The organism is Chlorobaculum tepidum TLS (genome assembly GCF_000006985.1).
GTDB lineage: Bacteria > Bacteroidota > Chlorobiia > Chlorobiales > Chlorobiaceae > Chlorobaculum > Chlorobaculum tepidum.
Window position 1 is genome coordinate 928,022 of record NC_002932.3, and the last position, 16,419, is coordinate 944,440.

Annotated in this window: 14 protein-coding genes; 7 read left to right on the top strand and 7 right to left on the bottom strand. The window is 53.2% G+C overall.

Features of this window, described 5'->3' with window-relative positions:
- The first annotated feature begins 78 nt into the window (after window positions 1-78).
- From AYT24_RS04515 to AYT24_RS04530, 4 genes are all read left to right on the top strand, one after another.
- The gene (locus AYT24_RS04515; protein WP_010932660.1) at window positions 79-1,266 is read left to right on the top strand and encodes an ArsA family ATPase; all 1,188 of its coding nucleotides are present in this window, start codon (window positions 79-81) and stop codon (window positions 1,264-1,266) included.
- A gap of 178 nt (window positions 1,267-1,444) precedes the next feature.
- Complete coding sequence (locus AYT24_RS04520) at window positions 1,445-2,506, top strand: 3-deoxy-7-phosphoheptulonate synthase (protein WP_010932661.1); 1,062 nt, start codon at window positions 1,445-1,447, stop codon at window positions 2,504-2,506.
- 49 nt (window positions 2,507-2,555) lie between these two features.
- Window positions 2,556-2,759 carry a YgaP family membrane protein gene (locus AYT24_RS04525; RefSeq protein ID WP_010932662.1) on the top strand — a complete coding sequence of 68 codons (204 nt, stop codon included), beginning with the start codon at window positions 2,556-2,558 and terminating at the stop codon, window positions 2,757-2,759.
- 80 nt (window positions 2,760-2,839) lie between these two features.
- Window positions 2,840-3,973 (top strand): GNAT family N-acetyltransferase, encoded by a 1,134-nt coding sequence (locus AYT24_RS04530; protein WP_164927236.1) that lies wholly within the window; start codon window positions 2,840-2,842, stop codon window positions 3,971-3,973.
- 116 nt (window positions 3,974-4,089) lie between these two features.
- Here the strand turns inward: AYT24_RS04530 and AYT24_RS04535 are convergent, their stop codons facing one another.
- From AYT24_RS04535 to AYT24_RS04545, 3 genes are all read right to left on the bottom strand, one after another.
- Window positions 4,090-4,782, bottom strand: coding sequence for a TorF family putative porin (locus AYT24_RS04535; RefSeq protein WP_010932664.1), 693 nt, complete (start codon window positions 4,780-4,782; stop codon window positions 4,090-4,092).
- 96 nt (window positions 4,783-4,878) lie between these two features.
- Complete coding sequence (locus AYT24_RS04540; protein ID WP_010932665.1) at window positions 4,879-5,220, bottom strand: P-II family nitrogen regulator; 342 nt, start codon at window positions 5,218-5,220, stop codon at window positions 4,879-4,881.
- Between the two features lie 23 nt (window positions 5,221-5,243).
- Window positions 5,244-6,569, bottom strand: coding sequence for an ammonium transporter (locus tag AYT24_RS04545; protein ID WP_010932666.1), 1,326 nt, complete (start codon window positions 6,567-6,569; stop codon window positions 5,244-5,246).
- 248 nt (window positions 6,570-6,817) lie between these two features.
- On the opposite strand from AYT24_RS04545, the gene AYT24_RS04550 reads away from it, so the two are divergent.
- Window positions 6,818-7,240 (top strand): ATP-binding protein, encoded by a 423-nt coding sequence (locus tag AYT24_RS04550; RefSeq protein ID WP_010932667.1) that lies wholly within the window; start codon window positions 6,818-6,820, stop codon window positions 7,238-7,240.
- Between the two features lie 43 nt (window positions 7,241-7,283).
- Entirely contained in the window at window positions 7,284-8,963 is a 1,680-nt protein-coding gene (gene pgi, locus AYT24_RS04555; RefSeq protein ID WP_010932668.1) for a glucose-6-phosphate isomerase, read from the top strand.
- 172 nt (window positions 8,964-9,135) lie between these two features.
- On the opposite strand, the gene purB is transcribed toward pgi, so the two are convergent.
- The 4 genes from purB to AYT24_RS04575 form a co-directional block, all read right to left on the bottom strand.
- Window positions 9,136-10,440 (bottom strand): adenylosuccinate lyase, encoded by a 1,305-nt coding sequence (gene purB, locus AYT24_RS04560; RefSeq protein WP_010932669.1) that lies wholly within the window; start codon window positions 10,438-10,440, stop codon window positions 9,136-9,138.
- Between the two features lie 104 nt (window positions 10,441-10,544).
- Complete coding sequence (locus AYT24_RS04565; RefSeq protein WP_010932670.1) at window positions 10,545-11,972, bottom strand: CCA tRNA nucleotidyltransferase; 1,428 nt, start codon at window positions 11,970-11,972, stop codon at window positions 10,545-10,547.
- 34 nt (window positions 11,973-12,006) lie between these two features.
- A complete protein-coding gene (locus tag AYT24_RS04570; RefSeq protein ID WP_010932671.1) occupies window positions 12,007-13,041 on the bottom strand; it encodes a Gfo/Idh/MocA family oxidoreductase in 1,035 nt (344 codons plus the stop codon).
- A 27-nt stretch (window positions 13,042-13,068) separates the two neighbouring features.
- The gene (locus AYT24_RS04575; RefSeq protein ID WP_010932672.1) at window positions 13,069-14,337 is read right to left on the bottom strand and encodes an MFS transporter; all 1,269 of its coding nucleotides are present in this window, start codon (window positions 14,335-14,337) and stop codon (window positions 13,069-13,071) included.
- A gap of 311 nt (window positions 14,338-14,648) precedes the next feature.
- Between AYT24_RS04575 and AYT24_RS04580 the strand changes: the two genes are divergently transcribed.
- On the top strand, window positions 14,649-16,397 hold the full coding sequence (locus AYT24_RS04580; protein WP_164926968.1) for an ATP-dependent nuclease: 1,749 nt from the start codon (window positions 14,649-14,651) through the stop codon (window positions 16,395-16,397).
- The last annotated feature ends 22 nt before the right edge of the window (window positions 16,398-16,419 follow it).

Sequence of the window (16,419 nt, forward strand, 5' to 3'; positions counted from 1 at the left end):
GCGCGCACCGTTTGTCCAGTCTTTTCTGGGGTACGGCCAGTTTCTTTAACCACCAACAAAGGGTACTTAACACAGCGTATGCGTAATATCATTTTCACCGGTAAGGGAGGCGTCGGCAAGACTTCCGTTGCAGCAGCAACCGCCCTGAAAGCAGCAGATATGGGTTACAAGACCCTCATCATGTCGACCGACCCGGCCCACAGCCTTGGTGACTCTCTCGACATAGAGCTTGGCCCTTCGCCCGTCAAGGTCGCGGAGAACCTCTGGGGACAGGAAGTGAGCGTTTTCGGCGATCTCAACCTGAACTGGGATGTGGTTCGCGAGCACTTCGCTCACCTGATGGCCTCGCGTGGCATTGAAGGTGTCTACGCCGAAGAGATGGGTGTGCTTCCCGGTATGGAGGAGCTGTTCTCGCTTTCCTACATCAAACGCTATAACGAAGAACAGAAAGATTTCGACCTTCTGGTCGTTGACTGTGCGCCGACCGGCGAAACCCTTCGCTTGCTGTCGCTGCCGGAGACCTTCGGCTGGTTCATCAAGATGATCCGCAACATCGAGAAGTACATGGTCAAGCCGGTGATTCGTCCGCTCTCCAAGAAGGTCAAGAAACTCGATGATTTCGTGGCTCCCGAAGAGGTCTATGAAAAGGTGGACAACCTCTTCTCTTCGACTGAAGGCATCATCGACCTGCTCGCAGACGGTACCAAAACCACCATGCGCCTCGTGATGAACCCGGAGAAGATGGTCATCAAGGAGTCGATGCGTGCACTGACCTACCTGAACCTCTACGGTATCACGGTTGACAGAATCACCATCAACCGCGTCATGCCCGACCAGAGCCCCGACCCGTATTTCCAGCAGTGGCGCAACATCCAGCAGAAGTATATCGACCAGATCAACAGCGCCTTCGCACCGATTCCGGTTGCCGAAGTGCCGCTGTTCAACAACGAGGTGGTCGGTCTGGAGATGCTTCGCAAGGTTGGTGAGAAGGTTTACGGCGACGAGAACCCGCTCGATATCTTCTTCAGGGAGGATCCGATCAACATCACCAAAATCTCCGACGGCCACTACAAGGTTCGGGTGAAGCTGCCATTCATGGAGAGCATGGGTCTGGAGCCGAAGATCATGAAGCTCGGTGATGACCTGACCATCCGTATCGGCGACTACCAGAAGATCGTCGCGCTTCCGATCTTCCTTGCCGGCATGGAGTCAACCGGAGCATCGTTTGACAGTGGCTGGCTGAACATCGACTTTACCAAGGAGTAACAGGCCCCTTTCTTTCATAGCCTATTTGGAGGAACAGGAGAACCTGCCGGTGTGGCAGGTTTTCCTGTTTGTGGGTTTGCCTGAGTGATAAGGAATTTACACGCGCAGCTTCCCGTTATTCTGGCTGAATTGTTATCTTCCAGACATAGTTAATTGACGATTTTTCTGAGTACTACGAATGCAACAACTACAGGATTTACGAGTTTCAAGAATCATTACTCTTAGCTCGCCAAAGGCACTGAAGGAAAAATTGCCCGTAACGGAGCATATTGCCGATACGGTCTACAAGGCTAGGCAGGAAGTTGAGAATATTCTGACCGGCAAGGACAGCCGTATGCTGGTCATCGTCGGCCCATGCTCCATTCACGACATCAAGGCGGCTCGTGACTATGCCTCGCGCCTTTTTGCTTTGCGCAAAGAACTCGAATCGGAGTTCTGCATTGTCATGAGGGTTTATTTCGAGAAACCACGGACGACCATCGGCTGGAAAGGGTTCATCAACGACCCTCATCTCAACGATACCTACGATATCGAGCATGGCCTGTTCCATGCCCGAAAGCTGTTGATTGAGCTGAATGAAATGGGCCTGCCCGCAGCCACGGAGTTTCTCGATCCGATCTCGCCGCAATATGTTGCTGACCTGATCAGCTGGGCAGCCATTGGCGCGCGTACCATCGAGTCACAGACTCACCGCCAGATGGCCAGTGGCCTGTCAATGCCGGTCGGTTTTAAAAACGCGACCGATGGGCGCCTTCAGGTGGCCATCGACGCTATTCGGTCGGCGATGCACCAGCACAGTTTTCTCGGAATCGACCAAGACGGGCACAGCAGCGTCATCACCACCAAAGGGAACCCGTTTGGCCATCTCGTGCTGCGCGGCGGCTCTAGCAAGCCGAACTACGATGCCGACAGCATCGCCCATGCTGAAAAACAGTTGCGCAAGGCCGACCTGACTCCGCATCTGCTGGTCGATTGCAGCCATGCTAACTCCGGCAAGAAGTGTGGTAATCAGCTCAAGGTCTGGGCCGATATTCTTGCCCAGAAGGAGCAGGGCAACACCAGCATCGTAGGGGTCATGATCGAGAGCAATATCTTCTCTGGAAACCAGCCTTTCCCGGTCGATCCGAGAGAGCTGCAATACGGCGTCTCGATTACCGACGAGTGCGTCTCTTGGGAGGAGACCGAGAGGATGCTTCGGGATGGAGCCGCATTCATGAAGCAGGTTCGCTCGAAAGCCTGATGGCTCAGCCGTCGAAAATTTTTATCAACCATAACCTTTCATCATTGCCATGAACATCGATAAAGCTGTCTACGCAGTTGCGGGATTTTTTGTTATCGCCAGCGTCCTGCTGTCCATCTATCATAACCAGAACTGGCTCTGGTTTACCGGATTCGTTGGATTAAACCTTTTCCAGGCAGCGTTTACCGGCTTCTGCCCGCTTGCAAAGATCCTTAAGGCTGCGGGTGTGAAACCGGGGCATGCATTTGAATGATCCACATTGGATGGCAGGAGTCCATTTTCGTAACGGGATTCCTGCTGTTTAATCCACGTCACTACCCTATTCAAACCATCATGAGCATCGAAATCAGGCGGGTCAATACCAGCCGTGAGCGCAAACAGTTCATCAAGTTTGCGTGGAAGGTGTACAGAAAAGATCCTGAGCTGAACAGAAACTGGGTGCCACCGGTGATTTCGGACTACATGAAAACCCTCGATACCGAGCGCTATCCACTCTATGAGCATGCCGATCTGGCGATGTTCACTGCCTGGAAGGATGGTGTCATGGTTGGTACGATTGCTGCAATCCACAACCACCGGCATAACGAGGTTCATCAGGACAAGGTTGGATTCTGGGGTTTTTTCGAGTGTGTGAACGACCAGAAAGTGGCCGATGCTTTGTTTGAAGCGGCTGCCATGTGGTTGAAAAGCAAAGGTCTTGATACGATGCGGGGGCCCGTAAGCCCGTCCATGAACGACCAGTGCGGCATGCTTACCAAAGGCTACGACAGCCCGCCGGTGTTTCTGATGCTTTACAACCCGCCTTACTACAACGACTTGTGCCTGAACAGCGGCCATAAGATCGGTCAGGAGCTTCTTGCCTGGTATATCGATCAGAAGATGATCGACATCGGTCGCCTGAGCCGCATCGCCCAGCATGTGCTGAAGCGCGAAGGTCTGACCGTTCGCGACATGGACATGAAGAAGTATGATAGCGAAGTGGAGAAGATCAGGGAGATTTACAACAAGGCGTGGGAGAAGAACTGGGGCTTCGTGCCGATGACCGACAAGGAGTTCGAATTCATGGCCAAGAGCCTCAAGCCGCTGGCCGACCCGCACTTCATCTATTTCGTCGAGGACAAAAACGGCAAGGCCATCGGCTTTTCGCTGACGCTGCCCGACATCAACCAGGCGCTCAAACACGTCAACGGCAATCCCTTCACGCCGTGGGGTCTGGTTAAATACCTCTGGTACAAACGTAACATTTCGATGTTCCGCACCATCACGATGGGCGTGCTGCCGGAGTATCGCAACAAGGGGATCGACAGCATCATGAATGCGCGAATTTCTGAATATGGCGGAAAGTACGGTCTGTTCGCCAGCGAGATGAGCTGGGTGCTCAAGTCCAACGAAGCGATGAGCAAGCTCGCCAAAGTGATCGGTGGTGTTCCGTACAAGGAGTACGTGATCTATGAAAAGGCGATCTGAAGTTTTTCGGAACAGAACAGCTGGTATAGCTATAAACGACGAAGGGGCCCAGATGAGCCCCTTTGTCGTTTTTGTCTTTTAACCTAACCAACCTTGAAACGGGAAACACCACACTCTCAGAACGAGGCCATAAAGACCAGGTAAGATTTTTCGGTATCCGGGTTGTAGATGGCGGATGCGGTGTAGCGATCCTTCGAGATCGAAATGCCGGTGTTGACCAGTGCGAGTTTCTTGCCTTCTCCATCGCCATAGTAGCCTTCGTTACCAAGACCGGCAGTTGCTTTGGCGGTGTAGCCGTTTTTGTCGTAGAACTTGTAGTTGGCCTCGCAATACCATGCGTTGTCGTAATCGTTACCGCCAACGAAAACCCCAGCCATCAAACTGGCATTTTTGTAGGTGTAGGTACCGCTGACTTCGACGGTGTTGGCGCTATCCTTGCCGAAATCAAAGGTGTTGGTTTCTCCACCCTCCACAGGCACATAGTAGTCGGTAACAGCGAAGGTGACAGGGCCGACGGGCATACTGACGGTGAGGTCAACCTCTTTGTAACGGTAATCAGAGTTGTTTATGCGAGGGGTGTTTTTTTCGATCGCGTAGGAACCCCATAATCCGACGTTCAAACCGTTCTTGAAGGTGTAAGAAAGGTTTGGCTGGATGGCTGGGGAATCACCGATCTCTGCGCCTCTCCAGACATAGCTGCTGACGACATCTGCACCGATTTTGAAGCCTTCATCGGCCTTGGCGCTGGTTGAACCGAACCCTGCGAACAGTACTGCGGCGAGGGCAATCAGTTTTGCTGTCTTTTTCATCGAGAATAACTCCTTTGTTGTGGTGTTATGGTTTGTGTGGTTTGGAATGGCGGCCCCGCTTTTCAGGGAGCCGCCGTAAACAAACAATCGTGTAAATCAGCCGATGGCGGCGTGTCCCTTTTCCTCGGTTCTGATTCGGATGCACTCGGGGAGGTCGAAGATAAAAATTTTCCCATCTCCTATCTCGCCGGTTTTCGCGCCCTTGATGATCGCCTTGACCGTGGCGTCAGCGAACTCCTCGTTGACGGCGATTTCAAGCTTGACCTTTTTGAGAAGGTTCACCTCGCTCGGTATGCCGCGATACATTTCGGTGTATCCGCCCTGCGCGCCGCATCCGAGAGCATTGGTTACGGTCATCTTGCGTATCCCCGCTGCGGCAAGGCTTTTCTTGACGTCCGGCAGCTTGTGGGGCTGTATCATTGCTACGATGTATTTCATTGCTTGTGCTCCGTTTAAATGCTTTACTGGGTTGTGTAGATATCGAAGCCATAATAAGCTTCTTCTTCATGTTCTGAAATATCGAGGCCTTTCATCTCCTCATCCTTGTGGACGCGCAGGATACCCATAGCCTTGAGGATCAGGAACAGCACCATCATGGTGACGAATCCCCAGAACGGCACAACCAGTGAGCCGACAAGCTGGGCAACCATCGGCTGACCGCCGAAGATCCAGGCAGCCACACCGCCCCAGATGCCGTTTAGTCCATGCACCGGCCATGCGCCGACCGGGTCATCAATCCGGAGCTTGTCGAGCAGCATGATACCGAGCACGACAAGGATACCGCCAACAGCGCCGATGATCAGCGATGCATTATAGGAGACCACATCGCAGTTGGCCGTGATGGCAACCAGACCGGCAAGCATACCGTTCAGCGCCATCGTGAGGTCAGGTTTCTTGAAGAGGCCCCAGGCGAAGATCATGGCGACCACGGCACCAGCGCAGGCCGCCAGAGTGGTGTTGACCGCGATCTTCATGACGGCGGCCGTGTTGTCGCCACCAACGATGGCAAGCTGGCTGCCGGGGTTGAAGCCGTACCAGCCGATCAGGAGAATGAACACGCCCAGGGTGCTGAGCGCCAGGTTGTGGCCAGGCATAGCGTTCGGGGTGCCGTCTTCATTGAACCTTCCGATACGTGGGCCGAGCACGATGGCACCAGCGAGACCGGCAAAACCACCGAGCGCGTGCACCAGAAGCGAACCGGCGAAGTCATGGAAGCCGAGCGCTTTCAGCCAGCCGCCGCCCCAGAGCCAGAAGCCGCTGATGGGATAGACAACAGCCGAGATGACCGCAGAATAGATCAGGTAGGCCCTGAACTGCATCCTTCCTGCAACGGCGCCCGAGACGATCGTGGCGGCTGTGGCGGCGAAGGCAACCTGGAACAGGAAGTCAACTGCCGGATAGAGCGTGCCTCCTGCGATTTCAGGCATGGCCGTGCTGATGCCAGGGCCGCCAAATCCGAAGAATCCTCCGCTGAAGGCTTCACCAGGATACATCAGGCCGTAGCCGACGAAATAGTAAATGATACCGCCGATCGCCATGTCCATAAGGTTCTTGAACAAGATGTTCACGGCGTTCTTGGCGGAGTTCAGTCCGGTTTCAACGAGCGCGAAGCCTGCCTGCATGAACAGCACCAGCACGGCGCAGATGAACAGGAAGAAGTTGTCGATGGCGAATGCATTGACGGCATCAGGCGTCGGAGTTGCCGCCTGGATTGGCGGACTGAAGGTTGCCGCTGCCAGCAGGAGGCCAGCGGCAATCGCTCCGGATTTCGACAGAAATGATTTCATGATCTGGAGCCGTTACGGTTGATAAAAAAAATAAAGTCAGCTGTGTTGTATGGCGTGAGTTTTTTAACTCATCGCATGTTTTAAATATAAAATTTTAATAAAAAATACAAAAAAGCAAGAATGAATTAGTTTAAATTCGTCGATATGCTAAAAAAATAAAGTCTTGTTGCGGGTTCGGAGTTTGCTCTCATCGAGGGAACGCGGTACCTTGCAATCAGGCTTTTTCATGATGTAGCGCTCTGAGTGCTATGAGCTATTACTGGTTGTCGCTGCCCTCGATGATCGAAGAGATTCCCAGGCTTCGTCATTTTCTGGGCGTTGTTGCGCGCATTGAGGGATACCGCGACGCATTCATCCTGGACCTCGAATTAACCGTCCATGAGGCTTTTGTTAACGCTGTCAGGCATGGTAACCATGGCAACGCCGCATTTCCGGTCACCATAACGCTTGAGGCTGGAGACATTGATGGTGAGCGGTTTCTGGAGGTTCGAGTCCAGGACTGTGGAGAAGGATTTCACCCGGAGCGCGCCATCGCCGTGATCTGTTCAAGCCGAAACGCTACTGCTTTTGGCGGGCGAGGCTTGTTGTTTGTAGACCGGTTTGTCGAAAGCTACAGGATCGAACAGGCGTCGGGCGGTTGTGTAGTGGTATTGCGTTATATTCCTTACTAATCAATAACGAATAATTGTTTAACCTTTTAACGATCTGCTGACCATGTATCTTTCCCGCAGTGCCGAATGGAGCGCCCTCGAGTCACACTATCAGGATATCAGCCACCAGGCGATGATCGATCTGTTCAGTACCGACCCGAACCGGCATGAACGCTTTTCGCTTTCATTCAACGCCATTCATCTCGATTATTCCAAGAACAGGATTTCCGCCCGCACCATGGAGCTTCTCATGGATCTTGTTCGCCGTTCGGGTATCGAGAAGAAGCGTCGGCAGATGTTTGAAGGGGAGCAGATCAATTTTACCGAACATCGCTCGGTACTTCATACCGCTCTTCGAAGGCCGCCGGGATACACCATGACGATTGATGGGAACGATGTCGCTTCCGAGGTTTCGGATGTGCTCGACCAGATGAAAGCGTTTTGCAAAAAGGTTATTTCCGGTGAGTGGAAAGGCTATACCGGAAAGCGGATCACCGATGTGGTCAATATCGGCATCGGCGGCTCGGATCTCGGGCCTTTCATGGTTACCGAGGCCCTGAAACCCTTCGCTCACGGAAAGCTGAAGGTACACTTCGTCTCGAACGTCGATGGCTCCCATCTGGTCGAAACCCTCCGGGGGTTGAATCCCGAAACGACGCTTTTTATCATCGCGTCCAAGACCTTCACCACACAGGAAACCCTTGCCAACGCTGTCAGCGCCAGAGCGTGGTTTCTGGTCAAGGCGGGCAATCGGGATCACGTCGCGAAGCACTTCGTCGCCGTTTCGACCAACCGCGAAAAGGTCGAGGAGTTTGGCATCGACCCCGACAACATGTTCCGTTTCTGGGACTGGGTTGGCGGGCGCTACTCGCTCTGGTCGGCTATCGGTCTTTCCATAGCGCTCTATCTCGGTTTCGACCGCTTCCGTGAGCTGCTTGCCGGAGCGCACGCGATGGACGAGCACTTCCTGAACGCGCCGCTGGAAGAGAATATGCCGATGATTCTGGCCATGCTCGGCATCTGGTACAACAACTTTTTCGGAGCGCACTCGCAGGCGATCATTCCCTACGATCAGTACCTGCACCGCTTTCCGGCCTATCTCCAGCAGCTCGACATGGAGAGCAACGGCAAGCGGGTTGACCGCGCGGGCCACGAAGTCGACTACGCCACCGGGCCGGTGATCTGGGGCGAGCCGGGCACCAACGCGCAGCACGCCTTCTTCCAACTGCTGCACCAGGGCACGGAGATTGTTCCGGTCGATTTCATCGTTTCGCTCAAGAGCCAGAATCCGGTCGGCGAGCATCACGACATGTTGGTTGCCAACTGCTTCGCGCAATCCGAGGCGCTCATGAAGGGCAAGAGCGAGGCCGAAGCGCGCGCCGAACTCGAAGCTGCGGGCCTGTCGGGTGGCGATCTCGAAAAACTACTGCCGCACAAACTTTTTCCCGGAAACCGCCCGACCAACACCATCGTGCTCGACGAGCTAAACCCGTTCAATCTGGGCAGCCTCATTGCGCTTTACGAGCACAAAGTGTTCGTGCAGGGCGTGGTTTGGAACATCAATTCGTTCGACCAGTGGGGTGTGGAACTCGGCAAGCAGCTCGCCAAGGCGATTCTGCCGGAGTTCGATGCGGTCGATCCGGTCGAAACCCATGACGCCTCGACCAACGCGCTCATCAACCGTTACCGCCAATTCCGCAATGGCTTGAAGTTCCCCAAGAGCAATCAGCTCAAAATGTTCTGAACGCAAAAAAGGCAGGCCTGGTAAAAAACCGGCCTGCCTTTTTCATCCTCATTTACTTCAGTCCACAGTGTCTTGCATTCAGAAGGGTTTTAACCCTTTAGACATTCTCACTCTTATAGTTATCATTGCCCCGGCTTTCAAGCCGGGGGTGAAAATTTTGAGTTTCCTCAGCTCACAGCCCGTTGCGCTTGAAAATAATATCCACGCTGTTTTTGAGCTTGTCCTGAATTGTCTCCGGGCTGAAGAGCTGGTTGATCTCTTCTGCGCTGATGTGTTCGAGGATTTCCGGGTCGTGAATCACCAGCTCCTTGAGCTGGATTTTCTCCTCCCAGCTTTTCATGGCGTTGCGCTGCACGAGGCGGTAGGCGTCTTCACGGGTGAGTCCCTTGCCGGTGAGGGCGAGCAGCAGCGTCTGCGAGAGGGTCAGGCCGTAGGAGGTGTCGAAGTTTTGCTTCATGCGCTCCGGATAGACGAGCAAGGTCTCGATCGAATCACGGAAGGTGCGCAGCATATAAACCAGCGCGATGGTCGAGTCGGGCATGATGACGCGCTCGACCGAGGAGTGCGAAATGTCGCGTTCGTGCCAGAGGGCGACGTTCTCCATGGCGGCGATGGAGTTGGAGCGCACCACGCGAGCCAAGCCGGTGAGGCGCTCAAAGGTGATCGGGTTGCGCTTGTGCGGCATGGCGGAGCTGCCTTTCTGGCCCTTGCTGAAAAACTCCTCGGTTTCGCGAACCTCGGTGCGTTGCAGGTGGCGCAGTTCGGTCGAGAACTTCTCGATGGACGAGGCGACGATGGCGAGCGTCGTGGCGTATTCGGCGTGTCGGTCGCGCTGGAGAATCTGCGTCGAGATCGACGAGGGCTTCAGGCCAAGCTTCTGGCAGACGGCGGCCTCGATGTCCGGTGACAGATGCTGGTAGGTGCCGACCGCGCCGGAAATTTTACCGACCGAGACGGTTTCGAGCGCGCGCTTCATGCGTTCGAGGTTGCGCTTCATCTCCTCGTACCAGAGCAACAGCTTCAGGCCGAACGTGGTCGGCTCGGCGTGAATGCCGTGCGTGCGGCCCATCTGAAGGGTGTATTTGTGTTCGACGGCCTTTTTGCCGAGCACCTCGATAAGCGACTCGATGTCAGCCACGATGATCTTGCCCGCATCGCGCATCTGCATCGCCAGGCAGGTATCGACCACGTCCGAAGAGGTGAGACCCTCGTGGATGTAACGTGATTCGGGGCCGACGTAGCCGGCGACGTTGGTTAGAAAGGCAATGACGTCGTGCTTCGTCTCGTTTTCAATGATAAGAATCTCTTCGACGTTGAACCTGGCTTTTTCTTTAATGGTCGCAAGGGCGTCCGCCGGAACGATGCCGGCTTCCATGCGTGCCTCGACGGCAGCGATTTCGAGTTGCAGCCAGCGTTCGAATTTGGCTTCATCGCTCCAGATTGCCGAGATGTCTTTCGGCGAGTAACGTGGTATCACTGTGGTTCGGTTTTGGTTTTAAGCTTCCGGTAGTAATGAATATAGTTCTTGGCCTTTCAAAGGCATGGAGAAGATGGCCTGCAAGGAGAAGAGCGAAAAAGCGTTCATGCTTCGCCTTTTTCCTGCATTTCGCGGTACACTTGCTGAATGTAATCAAGCGCAGCCTGCCGGTCGTAGGGAATGTCGCCGTCGATGATGGCATTCTCCATACGCGATTTGATGATGCCGACCGTCCGCCCCTGCGGGAGGTTGAGCAGCTCCATGATGTCGGTGCCGCTGACCGGTGGACGCCATTTGGCGAGCAGATCCTTTTCGCCAACCTCGGCGATTTTCGCTTCGACGTTGCTGAAGTTCTTCATGATGCGCTGCACCTTGCGCGGGTTCTTGCTGGTCACGTCTGCGCGGCAGAGTGTCATCAGGTCGTCGAGGTCTGGTCCGGCGTCGAACATCAGGCGGCGCACCGCCGAGTCGGTGATCTCCTCCTTCGAGAGCGGAATCGGGCGATGGTGCAGCCGCACCATCTTCTGCACGTACTCCATCGGCTCCAGCGGCCACTTCATCGCGCGGAAGATGCGCGCCACGATTTTGACGCCCACAGCTTCATGGCCGTGGAAGGTCCAGCCCGAGCCAGGATGAAAGCGCTTTGTGACTGGCTTGGCGATGTCGTGGAAGAGGGCGCTGACCCGCAGCCAGAGCTTGTCGGAGTGCTCCGCGAGGTTGTCCACCACCTGAAACGTGTGGAACAGCGTATCTTTGTGCCCAAGGCCGTCCACCTGCTCGATGCCCGCCATGACGGTCAGCTCGGGGATGATCTCCTTCAACAGGCCGGTCGAGTAAAGAATTTTCAAGCCTATCGAGGGTTTTCGCGCCTCCATGATCTTGAAAAACTCGTGGCTGACGCGCTCGCGCGAGACGATCTGGATCCGGCTGCTCATGGTGCTCATCGCTGTAAGAGTCGCTTCGTCAAGCTGGAAGTCGAGCTGGCAGGCGAAGCGGGCGGCGCGCATCATGCGGAGCGGGTCGTCGGAGAACGTTTGTTCCGGATCGAGCGGCGTCTTGAGCAGTTTTTCGCGGATGTGTCGCTGCCCGTCGAACAAATCGACCACTTCGCCACGCTCTTTGCGGTTCAGTCGCAAGGCGAGGGCGTTTATCGTGAAGTCCCGGCGTGACAGGTCGTCCTCCAGCGTGCCGATGCTGGTGATCGGCTTGCGCGATTCGGGGTTGTAGCTCTCCTTGCGTGCGCCGACGATTTCAAGTTTGAACGTTCCTGCTTTCGGGTCATCCAGTTCGAGCTGCGCGGTGCGGAATCGCTCGAAGAGCACGAAGTTCCGCCCCCCGAGCTTTTCGGCAAGGGCGTGGGCGAAGGGCACTGGCTCGCCGATGACCATAATATCGATATCGGTGCAGGGACGCTGCATGATGAGGTCGCGGACGTAGCCGCCCACGATATAGCAGGGGAGTCCCGTCTCGTCGGCGAGGTCTCCGATTCTGTACATGATTTCAGGAATGGCTTCGTGTGTTCTTGTCAGCATTCGGTCGTCGGTATCGTATTCGTCTGGTCGGGATTCAGTCAAGGTCTGCCGTATTATTCCGGATTTCATCGGTGATTTTTCCGGCCACCATCAACGCGCGGCGTCCCTCTTCGGAGGTGACTTTCGCCGGCTTACCTTTGCGGATGGCATCGATGAACTGTTCGAGCTCTTCTTTCAGCGCGTTGATTTTCGGGACATCGGGGCTGACGTAATCGAGCGCCATCTCCTTCAGTGACTCCTGAATTTCCCCGAACTGTTCGAGAATTTTTTTTGTCGCGAAATTTTTGATCGGGTTTTTCGAAGAGAGCTGGTCGGGCGGAACCAGCCGAAACACCTCCGACTTGCCGCTGGTGAAGTCGAGCGAGGCATAGCTTTTCGGGTTGCGAGTGAAAAAGCGCATTTTGCGGAGTTTGCTGCGGCTCAGCCGGCTTGCCGTCACGTTGGCGATGGCCCCGTTCTCGAACTCGATGCGCGCCGTTGCCATGTCCAGCTCGTTCGAGAAGACCTTCACGCCCGAGGCCGCGATGCTGCGGATGTCGGACTTGATAAGCGAGAGCACGAGGTCGATATCGTGAATCATCAGATCGAGTACCACCGATACGTCGGTCACGCGGCGCGAAAAGCCGCTCAGGCGCTCGGCCTGGATGTACATCGGCTCGCCGATATACGGCTCGACCGCCAGCAGCGCCGGGTTGAAGCGCTCGATGTGACCTACCTGGATGGTCAGTCCCTTCTCCTGCTCGATGCGGATCAGCTTGTCGGCTTCTTCCAGCGTCGCCGTGATCGGTTTCTCGATGAAGAGGTGCAGCCTCGCTTCGAGAAGCTGCCTTGCGATGGCGTAGTGCGAGCTGGTCGTTGTCGCGATGACGGCGGCGTCGCACGAAGCGGCCAGTTCCTCCAGCGTCGAGAAACACGCGACACCGTATTTTTTGCCGATCTCCTGCAACCGCTCGGGGTTCAGGTCGAACACGCCGGAAAACTCAACGTCCGAAGCTTCGGCTGCAATCTGCTTCAACAGGTTGGTATGGAACTCGCCGAGCTTGCCGACGCCAGCAACGCCTATGCGCATAGGGTTCTCCTTTTCAATTCAGGGAGTTTATTCAGCCATTTCCGTAGTCGGCTCGAAAGCCTCGATTTCATACTTGAACAGGGTCATCGAAATGAACGTGCCGACCACGGTCAGCGCACCGGCCACGTAGTACGGCATGCGGTGGTCATATCCGTACAGAATGCTGCCGCTGAACGGGCCGAGGATTCGGGCCAGTGCGTTGACCGACTGCGCGAACCCCATGATCTGCCCCTGCTTCTGCTTGTAGCTGTAAAGCGAGATCATTGAAATGTTGAGCGGATTGACCAGGCTGGTGCCGATGGCGAAGAAGAGCAGGATGGCGAGGCCGACCGTGAAGAGCGAGGTGACCGGGATGAACGGAATGAAAAACACGCCAATGAACGAGGTGATGTGACCCAAAACCATCAGCTTGTGTTCTCCATAGTTGCGGGTCATCTTCGGCAGCATCACCCCTTGCACGATAACGGTAAAGAAACCTACGTAGGCGAACAGATAGCCGACCTGCTGCTCGGTGGCATGATAGACATCGCTCCAGAGAAGAATGGCCGAGACCTGCATGTTCACGATAGCCAGCGTATAGATGAAGTTTATAATCATCAACAGCGCGACGGGGCGCGAGCTGAAGACCTCGTGAATCTTGTCGGCGTAGGCGCTGCTTTTGTGGGCGAGCGAGGCGAACAGCGAGTTGTTGGTATGAACCACCGATTCCGGGTTTTTTCTGAAAAGCGACAGGAAGCCCTCGGTGTGAGGATTGGTTTCGTTCAGCAGGAAGAGTGCCAGGGTGAAGTTGATGAAGTTGAGTCCGGCGGCGAACAGACCGACCATCGAGATGCCGAAGTTGGTCATCAGGACGCCGCCGACGAGCGGGCCGATGATGAAGCCGATGCCGAAGGCCGCGCCGAGCATGCCCATCGCGCCGGAACGGCTTTTCGAGTCGGTCACGTCGGTGATGGCCGCCTGCGCCGCAGCGATGTTGGCCGAGCCGATGCCGGAGAGCGAACGGGCAAGAATCAGTAGTGGAATGGTGACCGCCTTCGAGAAGAAGACGTAAGAGACCAAGGTCAGAAAGATGCTCGACAGCATCACCGGACGCCGTCCGATCTTGTCGCTCAGCTTGCCCCAGATCGGCGAAAAGATGAACTGCATCGTCGAGTAGATCGACGCGATCAGGCCGATCATGAAGGGCGACGCGCCAAGCTCCTTGGCGTAGGTCGGCAGCAGCGGCAGTACGATACCGAAGCCGATCAGATCGAGCAGAACTGTCAGGAACAGAATGGCCAACGGAGATTTCTTCATGAAAGGCAAGCCGTTAGGTGAAGCTGAAAAAATTCAAAATACAAAAAACGCCAGCCATGTTGAAACGCGGCGTCAAGATTGTGGAAGGGATAGGGGAGTCGGCCTCTTTCGCGTTCAAATACCGATTGCCGGTCGCGATCTTTGTATTTGTCGATAGCGTAACTATTTGGTATATAATGACATGCTGATGTATGTGACAGTTACTGTTCACTGTGAAGGTAAACTCTGGGAATGTTGATGAGCGATTAGGGAAAAAGAGCATGAGGATGTTACCTTTATTTGATAAATAAATGTTATAAGGAGTGTGTAAAATGATTACTCGATTAACACTCAGAAATTTCAAGAATGTTCAAGAACAAACCTATGAGTTTACAGAGTTTGATCTGCTGGTCGGACGAAATAATAGTGGAAAAAGTACAGTATTGCAGGCTATAGCTATCTGGCAATATTGTATAGATGAGTTTCATCGTTCAAACAGAAGCGGTACCAAAGGAATTCAGATTGTTCTGCCAAATTTTACTGCATTGCCTGTTCCAGAATTTAACTTGTTGTGGAGAAATAAGACTGATCGCGAGTATCCTTTTGAAGAGGGGAAGAAAAAACAGAAGTTTATTCTTATTCAAATTATAGTTGAGTGGAAAGTATCAGCTAACAAAAGAGAAGAGTTTGGTATAGATTTACGTTATCAGTCTCCGCAAACCATTTATGCAATTCCGGAAGGGGGTTGGGGGCGATTCAGGGAATTAGAGGATATTTTGCCAAGAATTGCCTATGTTCCGCCATTTTCGGGATTAGACCCTATGGAGAAGTGGTTGGATATCGCGCCTATTCGACAGCAAGTAGGAAAGGGTCAGCCGGGTAGTGTTTTGAGAAATTTGCTCTATAAAGTAAAACGTGATGAAGAGCGAGGCGATGATTGGGGTGAATTGGCAAGCATTGTAAAAAAGTGGTTCTCTGTTGAAATATGCGAACCTGTTTATGATAAAGAGAGAGATGTTCATATCAAAGTTGAATATCGTCAAAATGGAAAAGAGTTTGATATAATTTCTGGGGGAAGTGGTTTTCACCAGACCTTGACTTTGCTGGCCTTTTTATATGGTTATAATCCGACAGTAATACTTCTTGATGAACCAGACGCCCATCTTCATGTCAATTTGCAGCGCGAAATTCTGGACTATTTCAAGCGAAAGTCTCAAGAAAAAAGTATCCAGTTTCTTATTGCTACTCACGCGGAAGAGTTTGCCAAAGGGGTCGATGCAAGCCAGATCATTTCTCTTATGGGTCAAGAACCTGAAAGAATAGAATCTGTCCCAAAAGTGATTCGGGCAATGGCTGAAGTTTCAAATGAAGACATTGTGAGAACTTTGGCTTACCCCTATATTGTGTATGTAGAAGGCGAAAGCGATGAGCGAATAATAAGAGCATGGTCTTCAGCATGTGGTGCCGATGAAGTTATAGATAAAGTCTGTTTCAAGGCTATGAGTGGCGGGGACAAGCAGAAGATGAAAAAGTTTGCTGATAAGCATTTTGAGGCATTAAAGCAGATTGTCCCCAAGCTTCAGAGGATCATTCTTCTTGATTACGACGAAAGCGAGGACTATCATCCGCAGAAAGACAATGAGGTTTTGTATGAGTGGCAAAGAAAAAATATCGAGAATTATCTTTTTGTTCCTGATGTTTGGAAGCGAGTTGCTTCAGAAAAGATCGGATTACCTGAAGGAGATTTGTTCTTGGAGCCAGTATTACGTTTAATAGACGACTATTTTGAATCTCAAAACCTTGTATTGCCAAAAAAACAAAGCTGGAAAAATGTGTCTGCCGAAGTATTCAAAATTGTTGATGGCAAGAAGCTGTTATTTGAAAGAGATGATTCTTTGTTTCATCAATTAAGTAAATTGTTTCATCAATTAAGTAAAAATAATCCATCGATACAGGTTTTGCGAGAGGAGATTGCCTTGAATATGAAACGAGAGGAGATTGCCTTGAATATGAAAGAGGAAGAAATTCATGAAGATGTGCATGAGTTCATGAATAAATTGAAATCATTATTTAACCCTTAGCCGAACTGAATAATAAAGTCGT

What these genes read in the sequence shown, in the direction of transcription:
- AYT24_RS04565 (WP_010932670.1), bottom strand. Translation starts at nt 11,972, where the DNA reads ATGCTGACAAGAACACACGAAGCCATTCCTGAAATCATGTACAGAATC.
- pgi (WP_010932668.1), top strand. Translation starts at nt 7,284, where the DNA reads ATGTATCTTTCCCGCAGTGCCGAATGGAGCGCCCTCGAGTCACACTAT.
- AYT24_RS04545 (WP_010932666.1), bottom strand. Translation starts at nt 6,569, where the DNA reads ATGAAATCATTTCTGTCGAAATCCGGAGCGATTGCCGCTGGCCTCCTG.
- AYT24_RS04530 (WP_164927236.1), top strand. Translation starts at nt 2,840, where the DNA reads ATGAGCATCGAAATCAGGCGGGTCAATACCAGCCGTGAGCGCAAACAG.
- AYT24_RS04515 (WP_010932660.1), top strand. Translation starts at nt 79, where the DNA reads ATGCGTAATATCATTTTCACCGGTAAGGGAGGCGTCGGCAAGACTTCC.
- AYT24_RS04550 (WP_010932667.1), top strand. Translation starts at nt 6,818, where the DNA reads ATGAGCTATTACTGGTTGTCGCTGCCCTCGATGATCGAAGAGATTCCC.
- AYT24_RS04570 (WP_010932671.1), bottom strand. Translation starts at nt 13,041, where the DNA reads ATGCGCATAGGCGTTGCTGGCGTCGGCAAGCTCGGCGAGTTCCATACC.
- AYT24_RS04535 (WP_010932664.1), bottom strand. Translation starts at nt 4,782, where the DNA reads ATGAAAAAGACAGCAAAACTGATTGCCCTCGCCGCAGTACTGTTCGCA.
- AYT24_RS04520 (WP_010932661.1), top strand. Translation starts at nt 1,445, where the DNA reads ATGCAACAACTACAGGATTTACGAGTTTCAAGAATCATTACTCTTAGC.
- AYT24_RS04575 (WP_010932672.1), bottom strand. Translation starts at nt 14,337, where the DNA reads ATGAAGAAATCTCCGTTGGCCATTCTGTTCCTGACAGTTCTGCTCGAT.
- AYT24_RS04540 (WP_010932665.1), bottom strand. Translation starts at nt 5,220, where the DNA reads ATGAAATACATCGTAGCAATGATACAGCCCCACAAGCTGCCGGACGTC.
- AYT24_RS04580 (WP_164926968.1), top strand. Translation starts at nt 14,649, where the DNA reads ATGATTACTCGATTAACACTCAGAAATTTCAAGAATGTTCAAGAACAA.
- AYT24_RS04525 (WP_010932662.1), top strand. Translation starts at nt 2,556, where the DNA reads ATGAACATCGATAAAGCTGTCTACGCAGTTGCGGGATTTTTTGTTATC.